Origin of the sequence: Nakamurella panacisegetis (assembly GCF_900104535.1) — a bacterium.
Lineage (GTDB): Bacteria > Actinomycetota > Actinomycetes > Mycobacteriales > Nakamurellaceae > Nakamurella > Nakamurella panacisegetis.
Window position 1 is genome coordinate 4,813,988 of the sequence record NZ_LT629710.1, and the last position, 16,971, is coordinate 4,830,958.

The following is a 16,971-nucleotide window of genomic DNA, read 5'->3' on the forward strand; positions in this document are numbered from 1 at the left end:
TGTCAGCCTTTCACGCCGGAGGAGGCGATAGAGTTGATGAACGATCGCTGAAACGCGACGAAGAGCGCCAGCACCGGAACGGTGATCATGGTCGCGTAAGCCATCAACTGGCCCCACGACACGTTGAGCTGCTTGAAGTAGTCGATACCCACCATCGCTGGCCGGAGGTTCTCCGACTGGACGACCATCAACGGCCATAGATAAGAATTCCACGCGGGCAGGAACGTCAAGATCGCTACCGTGGCGATCGCCGGGCCGGACAAAGGCATCACAATCTTTCGGTAGATGTGAAACCAACCTGCCCCGTCCACGACCGCTGCCTCGTCAAGTTCCTTGGGTATGGAGTCAAAGAACTGGTAGAACAGAAAAATGGAGAACGCGTTGGCCACGAATGGGAGTATCTGCACCCGGTAGGTATCCAGCCAGCCCAAAGAGAAACCGTTCACGTCCAGCCAGGGGAGCTTGTTCACCCACCACAACAGCGGCAGCGCCAGGGTCTCGAAAGGCACGATCAAGGTAGCGATGATCACCGTCAGGATCACCATCTTTCCCCGGAATTTGAGCCTGGCCAGGGCGAAGGCGGCCATCGAATTCACGATCAGGCCGAGCACGACGGTACAGACCGAAATCAGGATCGAGTTGAACAGGAACTGGCCGAACGGAACGGTGCCGAAGACGCCGGTGTAGTTGTCCAGGCTCAGTCGACCGACCGGTAGGAACGCCTTGGCTGAAGTGAGGTCGGCGAAGATCTGGTTGTCCGGCTTGAAACTGGAGATGATCATGAAAAGCAGAGGCAACCCGAACACCAGGCACAGAAGGATCCGGCCTACGAGTCCGACGACAGACCAGGTCCGCTTCTTTCTCTCACCCGCCAGGTGCGGGTGAAGCTCATGCACGGATGACTCGGCGACATGGGAGAGGCTGCTCATCGGGCGTCCTTGTCTCGGGTGAGGAAGCGCTGCACCATCGCGACGGCCAGCACCAGGATGAAGAACACCAGAGAGATCGCTGAGGCATACCCCGTCTGCTGCTGTTGGAACCCGGTGCGCACTGCCTGGTAGACAACGGTGCTGGTCGAGTCAAGGGGGCCACCCTGCGTCATGATGTTGACCTGGGTGAACAGGGACAGGGCGGAGATCGTGATGGTGATCAGGATGAAGGTGCGGGTCTGCCGTAGCCCCGGCCAGGTCACGAACCGGAAATTCTGCCAGGACGAGGCTCCGTCCAGCGACGACGCCTCGTACAGAGACGGTGAGATGGTCTGCAGCCCGGACAGCCAGATGACCATGTGGAAGCCCACCGCCTGCCAGATCGACATGAAGATCAACGCGGCCAGGGCGGTGTGGGTGTTCCCCAACCAGTCCGGTCCATGGATGCCGATCTTGCCCAGCAAGCTGTTGATCAACCCGTTCGGCTGGTACATGAAGGTCCACAAGATGGAGACGACGACCATGGACGTCACCACCGGCAGAAAGTAGACGGTGCGAAAGAAGTTGACCCCCCGTACTTTGGTGTTGATCAGCAGGGCCAGGCACAGGGCGAGGCCGGCCTGTACGGGGACAATGACCAGCCCGAAGACAATCGTATTGCGCAGCGACTTCCAGAAGGTTTGGTCGGCGAACAGTCGACTGAAGTTGTCGAACCCGATGAATCGGATGGGCTCCGGCGAGATGAGCTTCGCGTCGGTGAACGCCAGGGTGAACGTCAACGCGATCGGCACGATGACGAAGGTCACGAGTAGTACGGCAGCTGGTGCGATCATCCACGCGCTGACGGTGGTCTGCGACCTGGCGCGCCCGGCGGCGAGGCGGCGGTGTAGGGCGGCGCTGGGCGCCACGGGTGGTCGGAACTGCACTGACTGACTCATGGGTCTGCTCCTTCGATGACCCTGGGGCCCTGCCCGGATGTGATGACCCGGGCAGGGCCGACTGGCGTGCTAGGAGAAGTTGTTGTTGGACTTCTGGTTCGCGTCGATATCCGATACGGCCTGATCCAGGGATGCCTTCGGATCTGCGCCGTTCAGGATGTCCTGCGCTGTCTTGGTGAACTCGGTGGCGATGAATGGATATCCCGGTGTGGGCGGGCGGATCATGGCGAATTTCTTCGAGTACTGCCGGAAGATGTCGTAAGCCCCGCCAGGTTCGTAACCTTTGACGGTGCTGGCCGCAGCGTCGGTGGCCGGGATGTTGAAGGTTGCCGTCGCGACGGACGCGACGTACTTGTCCTGGGAGGCGAACTTCATGTAGTCCATTGCCCCTGCCTGGTTCGAGCACCCGGAGCTGACCGCCCACTGCCAAGAGCCGCCACCAATCTTCGGGCCGCTCCCGAAGTCCACCGGTGGGAGGAACACGACGTCACTGCCGAACTTCTTCACCAGCGGCGCTGCGGACCATTGCCCCGACCAGAGGATGGCGCTGACCCCGTTGCCGAAGTCGGCGGCCGGGTCTGCGCCGGCCTTGAGTGGCATGTACCCCTGGGTCACCATGGAGCGGAACCAGGTGGCCCACTTCATCGCTGCCGGGCCGTTGAGTGCACCGTCGGCGCTCTTGAAGTCTGTCCGGTTGATCAGGTCGCCGCCAAAGCTCTGCAGCAGCGGTGAGTAGGCGTAGGGCCACCACTCGCCGGTGGCGCTGGTGCCCAGGTCCAGGGCGTACTTGAACTTGCCGGCCGCCTTGATCTTCGCCAGAGCAGCATTGAATTCCGCTGCGGTCCATGGCTTGTCGATGGTCGGAATCCGGATGCCGTTCGCGGTCAACACGGACTTCCGGCTGATCATCGTGAGGGCGACGTCGTAGTATCCGAAAGAGTATGTCTGGCCGTTCCATTTGCCGACGGTGGAGGGCAGAAATTTCCCGAGAGTGCTATCCATACCGGTCAGCGGTGACAGGTATTTCGCCCAAGCCCAGTTCGGCACGTTCGGGGCGTCGACATCCAGAATGCACGGGAGTTTCTTCGCCGCGGCCGCGGCGGTCACCGACTGGTTGTAGGAGTCCTGCGGGAAGGCCTGCACCTTCACCTGGTAGGTGGGTTGGCTCTTGTTGTAGTCGGCGACGATGGCGTTGATCGCGCCTAGCTCCCCTGGGTTGCCAGCGTTGTGTGTCCACAGTGTCAACGTGTTGCCGCTGCTGCCACCCGAACCGCTGTTGCTTTTGGCGCAGCTGGCCATGGTCACCGCCAAGGTGACGGCTAGACTCGCTGCCGCGAGGCGCGTGAGGGTACGGTGTGCCACTGGTTCCTCCTGTAGTTGAGATCCGGGCACGCGCCCGGATCGCGAGACGACCGCGGTAACGGTCGTTCCTCGTGTGGTGATGAGCGCCGCCCCGAGTTCGGGACTGTGACGAGACTCAGGCTCGGGGCGGCGAGCTCACTGATGCACGACGCACCAGCGGGCAGGGCAACAATTGGTGCAGGGCAGGGGCTTTGCCCTCGGTGTCGATCTGGTCAAGGAGGGTCTTCACTGCCCATTGGCCCATCGCATAGTGCGGGAGTGCCATGGTGGTCAGCCCCGGTCGGAGGCTGGCCGACAGGATGTCCTGGTCGTCGAATCCGACGATCGAGACGTCAGCCGGGACCGATAGTCCGAGTTCGGCGGCTGCCTGATAGGCGCCGAAAGCCACTCGGTCGTTGTAGCAGAACAGCCCGGTGGGGCGATCCGACCTACTGAGCACAGCATGTGCGGATTCGAACCCACCCCGAGATTCTCCGGACCCGGCCTGCACGAGCGCAGGGTCGAAAGCGATTCCGTAGACCTCAAGCGCCTGCCGGTACCCGATGAGCCGCGCACGGGTTGCCGGTACGTCAGCGGAATCCGTCAGGAATCCGATCCGACGATGACCGTGAGACAACAGTTCCTCGACCGCGGCCCTGGCCCCACCGACTTCATCCGGGACGACGGAGCTGAACTCACCGCTCTCGGTGCGGGCATCCAGCAAAACCGCTTTGGTGCCGCGCAAGCGGCTCGGCGGCGTCAGGACACGATGAAACATCGAGGCGTAGATGATGCCGTCCACCTGGCGATCGATCAATGCCCTGACCTCGACATCCTCGAGGTCGGTATTGCCACCCGAGGACAGCAACAACAGTAACGACCCGGCCTCCGCCGCGGCGTCCTGTGCGCCGAGGATCATCTGACCCGCGAAGGGCGTGGTGGCCACATAGTCAGAAACGAACCCGATCGTGTGGGTCCGTTGACTACGCAAACCCTGCGCGAGGAGGTTCGGCCGATACCCCAACTGATCAGCGACTTCGCGAATACGCTGCCTGGTGCTCTCCGCGATCCGCTTACCCGGGACCTCGTTGAGCACATGCGACACGGTCGTGACAGAGAAGCCGGCACCGTCCGCCACATCGCGGATACCCATCGGCCTGGCCTGCATCTTTGCTCCGCCCAATCGGTTTGTCACTGGATTGGGACAAGAGTCCTGCATCACACCGCGACTGTCAACAGGTGGCGGGGTATTCACCCATTGAGCCCCCTTCCACCTGGCTCCGGAGGCTCGTGCATCGACACGCGGGCTCCCAGGGGGACGTTTCCACCTGGGTTGATCGATCCGGCAAGTCGTTTTGGCACGCTCAGTCTGGGCCAGCAAATCCGCCTTCGTCAGCTGCGGCCGCCAGTTTCGCTTGTCGGCTGACTCCCGGCAGTACGTGTGGCGAAGCTGCACCTCGCTGGCCAACACCGCCGTCCGTACGTCCGGGACTAGGTCGTTCGTTCCGCACGACTCTCTGGGGCGGCACGCGGGGCAATTGCCGCCGACCGAGCCACCTGCAGTTTGGGGAACGTCGACTGGACAGGGCGGCGTTCAACAGACGGAGTTGATCTTCCTTCTGCTTCCCCGATCGCAATGTGGGCACCAGAGGGAAGAGTGTCTAGATTGAACGGCCTGATCGGTGCTCTGACGTGGGGCGAGTCGGGCTCGAACCGACGACCTGACGGATTATGAGTCCGCTGCTCTGACCAACTGAGCTACCGCCCCGGCGAGAACCCTACCGGGAGTCGAGCCCGGATCCGGAATCCGACCGAGCGTGCGAGCCGTGCCGGATGAGCCTCCGGCCTGATGGACTATCAGGCCCGATGGTCGCCCGGCCCGGTCGACAATCCCAGTACGGAGGCGGGCACGGGAACCCCCGGCCGGAGGTCGGGCGACGCCACCGGTTCGCCGTATCGCGGCGACAACGGCACCACACCGGCCCAGGCGTCACCCGCCATGTCGACGGCGCTGTCCTCGGGCCACCCGTCGGTCACCTTCAAGGACCACTTCTCGATCGGCAGTGCCAGCACCAGGGTGGAGGCCATCTCTTTTGCGGTGGAGGCGCGCACCTCGGCCAGGCGGCCCGGGATGAGAGCGTCGGTCAGAACGTCCAGTGCTCGGCGCTTGGCCGCAGTCTCGGCGATCACGGTGCAGCGGCCGAAGAGCACCGCACTTCGGTAGTTCATGCCCGATTCGAACGCGGTCCGGGCGACCTGCAGCCCGTCGAGAGCCGTGACGGCCAGGGACGTCTCGACGCCCGAGGCCAGCGTCCGCAGCCACGGGGAACCCGTCGAACCATGGGCCAGGACCACGTCCCGATCGCGAGCCACCGCGATCGGCAACACGACCGGGTACTCACCGACGATCAAGGCGAAGTGGCCGAGGTGGACCTCGTCGAGCAGCACGTCCAGCGCGGCTCGATCGGTCACGGCCTTGTGCTTCATCCGGGTCAGTTCGACGCTGCTCACCGTGTGATTCTCCCCGGAACCCACTCGAGGCGACGACACCGCGGGTCCAGCCCGCCCTGCGCCACTGTTCGCCCGGCGCGGCCACGACCGTCGGGCACCCGACGCGGGTGCCTGCGCCCAAGACCGGTTGACCGGATTTTCTGCGGGCGCCAGTGCCCTCAAAAGGGCAAACGAAGCGAGTCGGCCCGGACGGCCTCCGATAGCGGTCCGACAGGTTCGAACCACCCCGTTCGGTGGGCTATTCTTGTCCAGCACGCGCTGCTCGCAGGGCGTGCTGGTCCTCCGTAGCTCAATTGGCAGAGCATCCGACTGTTAATCGGACGGTTACTGGTTCGAGTCCAGTCGGGGGAGCGTCATTGCAGGTCAGAGGCGGTCCCGGACGTGAGTCCGCGGGCCGCCTCTGACGTTTGCGGTTAACCGCCCTTCGGCCGGGAACGTGTCGGCCGATCGACCCGATCACGTCGGGAACACCGCTTCCACTCGGGGCCGCTCGGGGTTGTCGAGCGCGGCGACCTGGCTTGCCGAACGCCCGGAGTGGGTCAAGCGGTCAACGTGTACTTCGTGCCGCGACCTGATCGACCCTCATCGCTGGTGAGTCCCCGTGATCCGCCCGCGGGCGACCACCGAGGCCTTGATCGCGGCCAGGAGCTTGCGGGGTCGGGCCTTGAGCAGGCCATCGGCATCGGGGCCGTCGATCAGACGGTCGGCCAGTGCGTAGATCTCGAAGACGTAGCGGTGTGGGCCGTGGCCTTTGAGCGGTTCGGGTCCGCGGTAGCCGCGACCGAGAGTGGAGCGCAGCAGGGTGACTCCGGGCGCGGGATGGTCCTTGTCGAGGGCGCCGCTGGGGAGTTCGTTCGGTGTCGAAAGGCCGGCTGGGTCGATGATCGCCATGCAGTGGACAGGTGGCTTCGAAACCGCTGGGGCGTCGAGGTCCTCGACCACCAGCAGCAGTTCGGTGGTGCCGGCCGGGGGCGGGCTCCACCGCAGGTGAGGGGAAACGTTGCCACCGCCGACCCGTTTGCCGGCGTACCGCGAATCCAGCGGGCTGCCGTGGGAGAAATCGGCGCTGGTGATCTCGATGGTGTCCACCGCCGTGAGATGCGGTTGGTTCCATGTGTGCTCTCGTTCGTGGGGGCGTTGGTTGCGCAGGAGCGTGCCGAGCAGTGTCATGAGGGTCCTTGTCCCGGGCGTGAGTTGCGTCCGTGGGCGGGTGCGGGGGGTGCCGTGTGGGTGGGGTTCTCTGGTGGTGAGTTCAAGGCGCCGACGATGCGGGCGAGCATCGCGAGGTCGAGTGGCGCGAGTGCGGCCAGGGTCGGGGGCGGTTCGGTGAGAATCCGTCTCGCCGCCGCGGCGACCTGAAGTCCGGTATCGGTCAGCTGGACGAGTTTGCGGCGGTTGTCGTCGGGGTGTGGCCCTCGGGTGACGAGTCCGCGACGTTGGAGCTGGTCCACGGCGACGGTGGCGGCGGGCGGGTCGACCTGTGCGGTCTCGGCGATCTCGCGCAGCGTCATCGGTCCCTGGGCCAGCTTGATCAGTGCCTCGGCCTTCCCGAGGCCGAGGTCCAGCTCGAGCCGCAGTGCCCGGCGCCGGTCCTGTCCGGCCACGAAGGCCTGGAGGTCCGCCCAGATCTGGGTCGCCCCGGCCGGCTCCGGCGCAGCTTCCGGGTGGCCGGCGTCTTCGGGATTCACGCGATCGTCTCCGTCGGTTGGTTGCTCGATCGTTGCGCCCGATCGGCCCGTGGGCCCGAGAGCGTCAACCGAAGAAGTCATATGGTTGTTATAGCACAACCATTGTGTGTGTCAGCGGCCGAATCCGGCCGACCGACTGTCCGGGGCGCCTACCGGTACCGCGCGCTCGGAGCGCCCGATCTCGGGGCCGCCTCGCCACGCCCTCGTCCTGACCGGTCCAGCGTGGCCGATATATGGACCGCGACCGGCTCGGCCGCCGCAGCGGCTATCGTCTATGAGCAACGCCGAGCCGGTGGACCGCTCCGACTGAGGTGTGAACGATCGAGGGAGTTCACCTGATGTTCCGATTCCTGGCCGGCGTCGGCCTGGGCTACGTTCTGGGCTCACGGGCCGGCCGCGAGCGCTACGAACAGATCAAACGTTGGACGACCCGCGCCGTCGACCACCCCGCAGTGCAGGGTGCGGCCGGATTCGTGCAGGCCAAGGTGTCCGAGAAACTGCACCTGTCCTGACGTCTCAGGGGGCGATGGGCCCGCGGTTGGCTGTGACCTCCACCCCGCCCATGACGGCCACGCCCTTGATCCGCAGGCTCGGCGTCCCCGGCCCGTAGCTCTGCCTGACCTTGTCCTCGAACGCGCCCATGATGCCGACCCCCTCCACGATCACGGTCAGGCCCGCGGGCACCACGATCTGCACGCTGCCCATGACGGCCGTCACGTTCATGACGGTCGCTCGGCCCGACAACGTCGCCTCGGAGAAATCGAGCTCGACGCCGCCCATGACGGCCACCACGTTGATGTGCGCCGGGGCGGTCCACGGCCCCCTGCGCTCCACCCCTGACATGATCGCGACCAGCTTTCCCCGTGGCACCCCGCCGGCCATGGACAGTGCCGACTCAGGTGGCGTCACGGGTGCGCTCACCGGCTTGACGAACGACAGGTGCGCACCCGGCAGATCGCTGGTCACCGGCACCAGGTCGGCGAGAGTCTTTGCCGCATAGACGGAATCGAGGCGGGTCTCGAGTTCGGCCATCGAGATCCGGCCCTCGGACATCGCCGTCTGCAGCAGCTGCGCGGCGCGTTCCCGGTCTTCGTTCGAGGCTCGCATCGGCGGTGGGGCGGGGACGGGCGTCGGTTCTTCGTCGGTCACCCTGGAGATCGTAGAGGCCGGTGGCTACTCGAGAAGGAACGGCGCCCGGAGTTCTGCCGTCACGTCGGCCACCGCCTCGAGGAATCCTGGGGCGTGGGCGTCGGCCCCCGGATCGAGCCGGATCTGGGTGGTCAGGCCATCGCGACCGGGCACGCGGCGCAGCACCACCCAACCACCGGCCCGCGGCCAGGGCAGATGTCGACTCGCGGCCACCGAGCGCCGGACCCTGGTGTGCACGACGTCGGTCAACCGGTTGGTCCCGGCCAGCTCGAAGGACCGGACGGGCTGATCGAGGAGCACCGCCGTCCCGTCCGGCGTCATCTCCACCTGCGCCGCAACCACCACGGTCAGGGTCAGATCGGTCAACCGGGCCTTGGAGATCAGCTCCCAGTTCCACCGGGCCACCTCTTCGCCGACCACCCACAGGCCGAACCGGCTGACCGCCAGCGACCGGCCGTCGGCCAGCGGGGCCACCAGCTGGACGTCCTCCCCCGGGTCGATCGCGGCCACCAGGGACGGCGGCAGCGGCGGACGGCGGAGCGCGAAGGGCCACCTCGGCGCCATCGGTCAGGCTCCCCGGGCGCGTTCGGACAGCGCCCGGCGGTACTTGGCCATCTCGGCCAGGTCGGCGTTGAGTTGCCCGGCCCGTTGGCTGTCGCCGCTGGCCTCGGCCCGCTGCAGTTCCGACCGAAGGGCCGCCTCGTTGATCTTCGCCACGCGAAGCTGAAGGTCGGCCAGAATGGCTCCGGCGTAACGCGTCTCGTCGTCGGACTTGGTGCGCAGGGGCTCGATGGCCAGCTCCGTGATCAAGGAGCGCAGCATCCCGGGAGCCAGGTGCTCGCCGATCGAGGTGACCCAGGCGGTCGCCCCCGCGGTGGTGGCCGCGGCCGGGCCGCCGGCCGCCTGCACAGCCAGGTGGAGGGCCCGGTAGGCCGGATCGGTGAACGCCGCCTCGTCGACCTGGCTGTAGTCACCGGCCAGCAGAAGCGGTTGCTGCAGGACGAGTTTCAGCGCTTCCCGCTCGGAGAAGGTACGGCTGTCCCGCGGGCTGGGCCGGGCCACCACCGGCTGGCCCGGGGTGTCCGGCTGATCCGTCGCCCGGCGCGCCCGACGATCGGCGATGTTCGCCGCCTTCGCCTCGGCTGCCGCGTGCTGTCGCACCCGGGAGCCGATGGTCTGCAGGTCGGCGCCGAGCCATCCGGCCAGCTGCAGGGCATAGCCGTCACGCGTGTCCGGTTCCTTGATCCGGGCGACCATCGGGATGGTCGCAGCCGCCGCGGCCACCCGACCCTCGACGGTATCGAGGTCGAAGCCGGCCAGCATCGACTTGATCGCGAAGGCGAACAACGGCTGACGGGCGGCGACCAGCTCACGGACCGCTCCATCGCCGTGCGCCTGCCGGAGTTCGCACGGGTCCATCCCGTCCGGGGCCACGGCGATGAACGTGTTGGACGCGAACCGTTGATCGGAGTCGTAGGCCTTCAACGCCGCCTTCTGGCCGGCCGAGTCCCCGTCGAAGGTGTAGATGACCTGTCCCCGGATCACCTCGTTGTCCAGCAGGTAGCGGCGCAGCACGCTGATGTGCTCCTCGCCGAACGCCGTCCCGCAGGACGCGACCGCGGTGGTGACCCCGGCCAGGTGCATGGCCATCACGTCGGTGTACCCCTCGACGACCACCACCTGACGTTGCCGGGCGATCTCCTTCTTGGCCAGGTCGAGCCCGTAGAGCAGCTGCGATTTCTTGTACAGCGGAGTCTCGGAGGTGTTGATGTACTTGGCTTCCAGCCGGTCGTCGTCGTACAGGCGGCGGGCGCCGAAACCGACGACGTCCCCGGCGGCGTCGTGGATCGCCCACAGCAGCCGGCGGTGGAACCGGTCGATCGGGCCGCGCTGCCCGTTGCGGTTGATCAGCCCGGCCTTGTCCAACTCCTCCACCGTGAAGCCCTGGGCGGTGAGGGCCTTGAACAACTGGTCCCAGCCGGCCGGCGCGTAGCCGCAGCTGAACTGGCGGGCGGCCTCGTCGTCGAATCCGCGCTCGGCCAGGAAGGCCCGGGCCGGTGCCGCGTCGTCGGTGGCCAACTGCGCGGCGTAGAACGCGGCGGCCGCCTTGTTCGCGGCGATCAATCGCGACCGGCTCCCCCGTTCCACCCGGGTCGAGGTGCCGCCCTCGATCATCGTCAGGGTGATGCCGACCCGGTCGGCCAGGCGCTGCACCGCCTCGACGAAGTCGAGGTGCTCGATGCCGGCGATGAACGCAAAGACGTCACCGCCCTGCCCGCAGCCGAAGCAGTGGTAGGTCCCGCGGGTGGGGCTGACCTGGAACGACGGGGTCTTCTCGTCGTGAAAAGGACACAGTCCCTTCAGGTTCCCGCCGCCGGCGCCCTTCAGTGCGACGTAGTCCCCGACCACACTGTCAATGCGATTGGCGTCGCGGACGCGCTCCTTGTCCGCATCGGAGATCCTGCCCGCCACGGTGACGAGTCTATGTCGGCCGGCGCCGGCTTCCGCCCGCGTCCCCAGACCTCGCCGACCGCCCTGCTCAGCTCACCAACCGCCGATGCCGTCCGACCGCCTGGGCATCGGTCAGCAACGAGACCTGATCGATGACCACCCGCAGCCGGGCCGCGTCTCCGGAAGCCTGACGGTAGAGATGGCGGAACAGCGGATCCAGCGCCTCGGTGCCGCGCTCGGCCATCACGTGCACCAACTCGGTCAGCATCTCCTGCTCGCGCACCTGGATCGCCCGGCGGGCCGGATCGGCCATCACGTACCGCAGGGCCATCGCCTTCAGCAACGCCACCTCGGCCCGCAGCAACCGGGGAACGACCAGGTCGGTGTCATAGCGGTGCAACGGATCCGGACCGGACGCAGCCCGGGTGGCGGCCACCGCCCCGGTGACGAAACGCCCGGTCAGTTCGCTGGTGACGGTCTTGAGCGCGGCCCCCGCGGCCGGCCCGTCGACCGCCAACCCGGCGGCCACCGCCGGTAGGGCGAGCAGTTCGGTCAGCACCAGCTCCAGGTCGTCCGGCGTCTCCCCGGAGTACGCCGACGCGGCCTGGGCGACCGCGGACCGTTCGTCCGACTCGGCCAGCCGATTCAGATCGATCCGCCCGGAACCGACGCCGTCCTCGACGTCGTGGACGGAATAGGCGACGTCGTCGGCCCAGTCCATCACCTGCGCCTCCAGACAGCGCGCCCCGGCCGCGACGTCCGGTCGGATCCAGGCGAAGACGTCCGCGTCGTCGGCATACAGCCCGAACTTGCCGCCGTCCGCGGGTCGCGGCCACGGATACTTGATGACGGCGTCCAGCGAGGCCCGGGTGAGGTTCAGCCCGACCGGCCGGCCGTCGGCGTTGAGCACTTTCTGTTCGAGCCGGGTCAGCAGGCGCAGGTTCTGCGCGTTGGCCTCGAAGCCACCGGCCGCCCCGCCGGCGGCATCGAGCGCGGCCTCGCCGTTGTGCCCGAACGGCGGATGCCCGATGTCGTGGGCCAACCCGGCCAGGTCGACCAGATCGGCGTCGCAGCCGAGCTTCTCGCCGATGTCGCGGGCGATCTGCGCCACCTCGAGGGAGTGGGTCAACCGGGTCCGGGGGACATCATCCTCGTCCGGAGCGACGACTTGGGTCTTGCCGGCCAGCCGGCGGAAGGACGCCGAGTGCAACACCCGGGCCCGGTCGCGGGCGAACGGGCGGCGAGCGGCGTACTCGACCGCCTCGGGCAGGCCGGCCGTCTTGCCCGGCTCCTCGACGTACCGCTCGATGTCGGAGTCCGAGTACTCGGCGGCCATCACAACACCGCCGACCCGGCGCCCGACGATCCACCGGTGAGCAGGTAGAACAGCGTGCCCAGCGTTTCCCGCTGCACGTATCGGCCCTCGACGCCGGCAGTGGCGGCCGGGCCGGTGGACACCGAGGACACCTGTACCGCCAGTCCCAGATCACGGGCGATGAGCCGGGAACGTTCGGCGTGCCACGGATCGGTCACCAGCACCACCGACGTCCAACCCCGCCGGGTCAGCAGCGCGTCGGCGGCCCGCAACGACACCAGGGTGTCGTTGCCGGTCCCGACCGCGACCAGGGCCGACGGGGGGATACCGGCTTCGGCCAGATAGACCTGGCCGGCCTCCCCCTCGGTGACTCGATCGCCGGTCTGGCCGCCGCCGATGGTCAGGATGTGGGAGGCCACCCCGGCTCGGTACAGCGCGGCCGCATGGTCCAGGCGGGCGGCGAAGACGTCGGACGGGCGCCCGTTGTACTGGGCGGCGCCGAGGACGACGATCGCGTCGGCGTGCCCCCGCTGATCGACGTGAGCGGTCTGCACGATGCGGATCACCACCCCGGCCACGATCAGCGCGGCGACAAGCAGGGTCCCGGCCAGATAGCGGCCAACCCCACGGAGCACGCGCACGCCCGCTGCCTCACCCTCGTCGTGCACCGATCGGCGCCGGAATCCGAACGGGTACGTCCGGACCTCCCGATCATGCCAGCCGGCGGCTCCCACTCCGTGCGGCCCGGCGGGGCGCTACAGCCAGCCGCGCTCGGTGACGATCCGGACTGCCTCGGCCCTAAGTCTTCCTGATCCTGGACGACAGATGGTTGCGGACGGCCCGCCCGGCCAGTGCAGGCACCCGGCGATCTCGGCCACCGGCGTTGGCCGGGTTCACGGGACCCGGTTACCGTCAGCGGATGAGATCACGGTGGCGGCACGCGGCTGCCGTCACGGCGGTGGCCGCCGTCCTGGCCGGGTGCACCGCCTCCATCGCCGGCACGGCTGGGCTCGGCCCCGTCGTTCCGACCGCGGCGCTCCCGAGTCCGACGCCGGGACCGGCCGGCATCACCACCCCCTCGGGTCGGCCTGGCGTACCGTCCTCCAGCGCGCGGGCCCCCGGTTCGACCACGGAATCGACGGTCAGCCCGGACGGTGCGGTAGGCAGCGTCGGCATCGGCGATCCCTACTACCCGCGGTCGGGCAATGGAGGGTACGAGGTCGATCACTACGACATCGACCTGACCTACGACCCCGCCCGCAACGCGCTCACCGCCGTCACCACGGTTTCCGCGACGGTGACCGCCGGCGGCAAGTTGGGCCGGTTCAACCTCGACCTGCAGCCGCAGATGCAGGTCGCCTCGGTGACGGTCGACACCGTCGCCGCCGGTTTCACGCACTCGGGCGCCGAGCTCACCGTCACCCCGCGGGTCGGCCTGGCCCCGGGCCGCAGGATCACCGTCGTCGTGACGTATTCCGGGGCACCGGCCGCCATCGGCGGCGGCACAGCGGGGATGGGTGACGGCGGCTGGTACCGCACCCCGTCCGGCGGTGCCGTCGCAATCGGTGAACCGTATTCCGGATCGGCCTGGTACCCGGTCAACGAACACCCGTCGGACACGGCCACCTACCGGGTGACGGCAACCGTCCCGCAGAAGTGGTCCGTCATCTCCAACGGCGTCGCCCAGACGACTGGGCTCCCGGCGCCGTCCGGCGGGTCAAAGGTCTTCCGGTGGGCCCAGAACGAGCCGATCACCAGCTACGAGTCGACCATCTACATCGACACCTTCAGCACGGTGACCGGCACCACCGCGGACGGCAAGCCGATCGTGTCGGTGTTCGCCCCGGGCGACAGCGCCAAGGACCGCGGGCTGGCCGCTCAGACGGCGAAGATCCTGCAGGTCCTCAGCAGTCATTTCGGGACCTACCCGTTCGATGCGGCCGGTGGGATCTACACCAACCAGGAGTTGAGCTTCGCCCTGGAAACGGCGACCCGTCCGGTCTACGCGAACTGGGTCGACCTGGACACGGTGGTGCACGAGCTGACCCATCAGTGGTTCGGCGACGATGTGGTGATCAAACGCTGGGCCGACATCTGCCTCAACGAGTGCTTCGCCTCGTACGGACCCTGGCTGTGGCACCAGGACGTGGATCATGCGGATCTGGACGCGGAGTGGGTGGCCGAGATGGCCAAGTACGCCGGCGACGCGTCGTTCTGGGCCTCGCCGTTGGTCGACATGGGCGCGGGCAACGAGTTCACCTCGGTCTACTCCCGCGGGCCCCTGGCCATCCACGCGTTGCGGAAACAGATGGGCGAGAAGGCTTTCGCCGCCTTGCTCAAGGGCTGGCCGGCCACCTTCGGCGGTCGCGCGGCCTCGTTCGACGATCTGGTCGCCTACGCCGGCCGGCTGTCCGGGCAGAACCTCACCGGGTTCATGAACGCCTGGTTCCGCGGCACCGTCGTCCCGCCGGCCCGATACCTGCACCCCGGCGGCATCGGCAAGTAGCCCCCGCTTCGGCTGCCCTTCCGCGCAGAGGCCGCCCTTCCGCGCATACATAACTGCCGGGCGCATACGCCACGGCCCAAATCCCGGCATTTCGACGCCATCTTGGGCAGTTGCATCAGCGCCGGGAACTTCGGTATGCGCGGAAGGTCAGCCGCACGAGCAAAAGGGGCGGCGGTGCAGGCTCGACCAAGAGCCTGCACCGCCGACGATGTTCGTCGATCAGGCGCCGACGAGCCGGGCCCCGAGGTAGGACTGCACCTGGTCCAGCGCGATCCGCTCCTGCGTCATGGTGTCCCGCTCGCGGATCGTCACCGCCTGGTCCTCTGCGGTGTCGAAATCGACGGTGATGCAGAACGGAGTGCCGATCTCGTCCTGGCGACGGTAGCGGCGGCCGATCTGACCGGCGTCGTCGAACTCGACGTTCCACGACTTCCGCAGCTCGGTCGCCAGGTCGCGAGCGACCGGCGACAGATCGGCGTTGCGGGACAACGGGAGGACGGCGGCCTTCACCGGCGCGAGCCGCGGGTCGAGCTTGAGGACCACCCGCTTGTCGATGCCGCCCTTGGTGTTGGGCGCCTCGTCCTCGGTGTAGGCCTCCAGCAGGAACGCCATCATCGGGCGGCCGACGCCGGCCGCCGGTTCGATCACGTACGGGGTCCACCGCTCCCCCGACTCCTGGTCGAAGTACGACAGGTCGGTGCCGGAGTGTTCCGAATGCGTCTTCAGGTCGAAATCGGTGCGGTTGGCGATGCCTTCCAGCTCACCCCACTCGCTGCCCTGGAAATGGAAGCGGTACTCGATGTCCACGGTGCGCTTGGAGTAGTGCGACAACTTCTCGTGAGGGTGGTCGAAGTGCCGCAGGTTCTCCCGTGCGATGCCGAGGTCGACGTACCAGTCGGTGCGCCGATCGATCCAGTACTGGTGCCATTCCTCGTCCGTGCCCGGCTTGACGAAGAACTCCATCTCCATCTGCTCGAACTCGCGGGTGCGGAAGATGAAGTTCCCGGGCGTGATCTCGTTGCGGAACGACTTGCCGATCTGCCCGATGCCGAACGGCGGCTTCTTCCGGGCCGACCCGGCGACGTTGTTGTAGTTCACGAAGATGCCCTGGGCGGTCTCCGGGCGCAGGTAGTGCAGGCCGGACTCGTCCTCGACCGGCCCGAGGAACGTCTTGAGCAGGCCGCTGAACTCCTTGGGCTCGGTCCACTGGCCACGGGTCCCGCAGTTGGCGCACACGATGTCGGCCATGCCGTTCTCCGGCGCGCGCCCCTTCTTCTCCTCGTACTCCTCCAGCAGATGATCCTGCCGGTACCGCTTGTGACAGTTGGTGCACTCGGTCAACGGATCGGAGAACGTCGCGACGTGACCGGAGGCGACCCAGACCTGGCGCGGCAGGATGACCGACGAGTCGAGGCCGACCACATCCTCGCGGGCCCGGACCATCTGGTTCCACCACTGCCGCTTGATGTTGTCCTTGAGCTCGACCCCCAGCGGGCCGTAGTCCCACGCCGACTTGGTGCCGCCGTAGATCTCCCCGGAGGCGTAAACGAATCCGCGCCGCTTGGCGAGGGAGACGATGGCATCGATCTTGGCGTCGCTTTTGGCTGCCACAGCAGTCACTCCTGTTGGTTCTGTTCCCGGCCGCACCGGACGGTCGGCAGCCGGGGTTGGACCGCGACGGTGGCTTCCGGCGCGGCGTTTCTCTTGTGGAGAGACTAACGATCCCCCGCCATCGGCTTGACCACCCGTGGCCGGGCTCCGGTCAGCGGCCGGGCTCGGGAACGGTGGGTTCGGACACGACGACCGTGCCGTCCAGGGCCGCGAACAACACCTCACTGACCTCGGTGTTCTGTGGTTCGGCGGTGGACAGCCACGGGATCACCGTCATCCGTATCGGCCACGGGGCGAGCGCCCGACGGTAGGACGCCGCCGACTCGAACTCGGCGACCAGGACGAACCTCTCCGCCGACTCGGTCGAGTGGGCGAAGTGCAGGCGCAGGCAGTCAGGTGACGCGGCCAGCAGGGCCAGCGGCTCGACGGCCTCCGGCGGGATCTGAACCGAGTCGGATCCCTGGACCCGGAAGTGCGCAACCAGTACGAACATTCGCGTATCTTGCCCGACTGACGCGACCCGGACGCACCG

The 16,971-nt window shown here is 67.4% G+C and carries 16 protein-coding genes and 2 tRNA genes; 3 read left to right on the forward strand and 15 right to left on the reverse strand.

The genetic code is table 11. The features are described from left to right. Positions 1-2: 2 nt before the first annotated feature. The 6 genes from BLS97_RS21650 to BLS97_RS21675 form a co-directional block, all read right to left on the reverse strand. Positions 3-929, reverse strand: coding sequence for a carbohydrate ABC transporter permease (locus BLS97_RS21650; protein ID WP_090480469.1), 927 nt, complete (start codon positions 927-929; stop codon positions 3-5). Then, positions 926-1,867 carry a carbohydrate ABC transporter permease gene (locus BLS97_RS21655; protein WP_090480472.1) on the reverse strand — a complete coding sequence of 314 codons (942 nt, stop codon included), beginning with the start codon at positions 1,865-1,867 and terminating at the stop codon, positions 926-928. Before BLS97_RS21655 ends, BLS97_RS21650 begins: the two co-directional genes overlap by 4 nt. Positions 1,868-1,936: 69 nt before the next feature. Beyond that, positions 1,937-3,229 (reverse strand): ABC transporter substrate-binding protein, encoded by a 1,293-nt coding sequence (locus BLS97_RS21660; RefSeq protein WP_231988251.1) that lies wholly within the window; start codon positions 3,227-3,229, stop codon positions 1,937-1,939. 115 nt (positions 3,230-3,344) lie between these two features. Next, entirely contained in the window at positions 3,345-4,376 is a 1,032-nt protein-coding gene (locus BLS97_RS21665) for a LacI family DNA-binding transcriptional regulator (RefSeq protein ID WP_090480480.1), read from the reverse strand. 525 nt (positions 4,377-4,901) lie between these two features. Continuing rightward, a tRNA-Ile gene (locus BLS97_RS21670) sits at positions 4,902-4,976 on the reverse strand. 89 nt (positions 4,977-5,065) lie between these two features. After that, on the reverse strand, positions 5,066-5,719 hold the full coding sequence (locus tag BLS97_RS21675; RefSeq protein ID WP_197676310.1) for a pyridoxamine 5'-phosphate oxidase family protein: 654 nt from the start codon (positions 5,717-5,719) through the stop codon (positions 5,066-5,068). A 278-nt stretch (positions 5,720-5,997) separates the two neighbouring features. Between BLS97_RS21675 and BLS97_RS21680 the strand changes: the two genes are divergently transcribed. Further along, positions 5,998-6,070, forward strand: a tRNA-Asn gene (locus BLS97_RS21680). 231 nt (positions 6,071-6,301) lie between these two features. Here the strand turns inward: BLS97_RS21680 and BLS97_RS21685 are convergent. After that, entirely contained in the window at positions 6,302-6,889 is a 588-nt protein-coding gene (locus tag BLS97_RS21685) for a YbhB/YbcL family Raf kinase inhibitor-like protein (protein WP_090480482.1), read from the reverse strand. After that, the gene (locus BLS97_RS21690) at positions 6,886-7,407 is read right to left on the reverse strand and encodes a MarR family winged helix-turn-helix transcriptional regulator (RefSeq protein WP_197676311.1); all 522 of its coding nucleotides are present in this window, start codon (positions 7,405-7,407) and stop codon (positions 6,886-6,888) included. The genes BLS97_RS21685 and BLS97_RS21690 overlap by 4 nt, the downstream gene beginning before the upstream one ends. 338 nt (positions 7,408-7,745) lie before the next feature. Between BLS97_RS21690 and BLS97_RS23300 the strand changes: the two genes are divergently transcribed. Continuing rightward, positions 7,746-7,919, forward strand: a complete 174-nt coding sequence (locus BLS97_RS23300; protein WP_172832324.1) for a hypothetical protein — start codon at positions 7,746-7,748, stop codon at positions 7,917-7,919. A 4-nt stretch (positions 7,920-7,923) separates the two neighbouring features. Here BLS97_RS23300 and BLS97_RS21695 read toward each other — a convergent pair whose 3' ends face one another. The 5 genes from BLS97_RS21695 to BLS97_RS21715 form a co-directional block, all read right to left on the reverse strand. Continuing rightward, positions 7,924-8,556, reverse strand: a complete 633-nt coding sequence (locus tag BLS97_RS21695; protein WP_197676312.1) for a DUF1707 SHOCT-like domain-containing protein — start codon at positions 8,554-8,556, stop codon at positions 7,924-7,926. Positions 8,557-8,580: 24 nt separating this feature from the next. After that, entirely contained in the window at positions 8,581-9,120 is a 540-nt protein-coding gene (locus tag BLS97_RS21700; RefSeq protein WP_090480491.1) for a hypothetical protein, read from the reverse strand. Between the two features lie 3 nt (positions 9,121-9,123). Beyond that, on the reverse strand, positions 9,124-11,028 hold the full coding sequence (gene dnaG / locus BLS97_RS21705; RefSeq protein ID WP_090480495.1) for a DNA primase: 1,905 nt from the start codon (positions 11,026-11,028) through the stop codon (positions 9,124-9,126). Positions 11,029-11,095: 67 nt separating this feature from the next. Continuing rightward, positions 11,096-12,343, reverse strand: a complete 1,248-nt coding sequence (locus BLS97_RS21710) for a deoxyguanosinetriphosphate triphosphohydrolase (RefSeq protein ID WP_090480498.1) — start codon at positions 12,341-12,343, stop codon at positions 11,096-11,098. Continuing rightward, on the reverse strand, positions 12,343-12,963 hold the full coding sequence (locus tag BLS97_RS21715) for a YdcF family protein (protein ID WP_231988252.1): 621 nt from the start codon (positions 12,961-12,963) through the stop codon (positions 12,343-12,345). The genes BLS97_RS21710 and BLS97_RS21715 overlap by 1 nt, the downstream gene beginning before the upstream one ends. Before the next feature lie 278 nt (positions 12,964-13,241). Here BLS97_RS21715 and BLS97_RS21720 point away from each other — a divergent pair, with 278 nt between their 5' ends. Then, a complete protein-coding gene (locus BLS97_RS21720) occupies positions 13,242-14,828 on the forward strand; it encodes a M1 family aminopeptidase (RefSeq protein WP_090480501.1) in 1,587 nt (528 codons plus the stop codon). Between the two features lie 219 nt (positions 14,829-15,047). Here the strand turns inward: BLS97_RS21720 and BLS97_RS21725 are convergent, their stop codons facing one another. Both BLS97_RS21725 and BLS97_RS21730 read right to left on the reverse strand, forming a co-directional pair. Further along, the gene (locus BLS97_RS21725; protein WP_090480504.1) at positions 15,048-16,439 is read right to left on the reverse strand and encodes a glycine--tRNA ligase; all 1,392 of its coding nucleotides are present in this window, start codon (positions 16,437-16,439) and stop codon (positions 15,048-15,050) included. Positions 16,440-16,590: 151 nt separating this feature from the next. Continuing rightward, positions 16,591-16,932: an antibiotic biosynthesis monooxygenase gene (locus BLS97_RS21730; protein ID WP_090480508.1), complete on the reverse strand. Its 342-nt coding sequence runs from the start codon at positions 16,930-16,932 to the stop codon at positions 16,591-16,593. Positions 16,933-16,971: the final 39 nt, after the last annotated feature.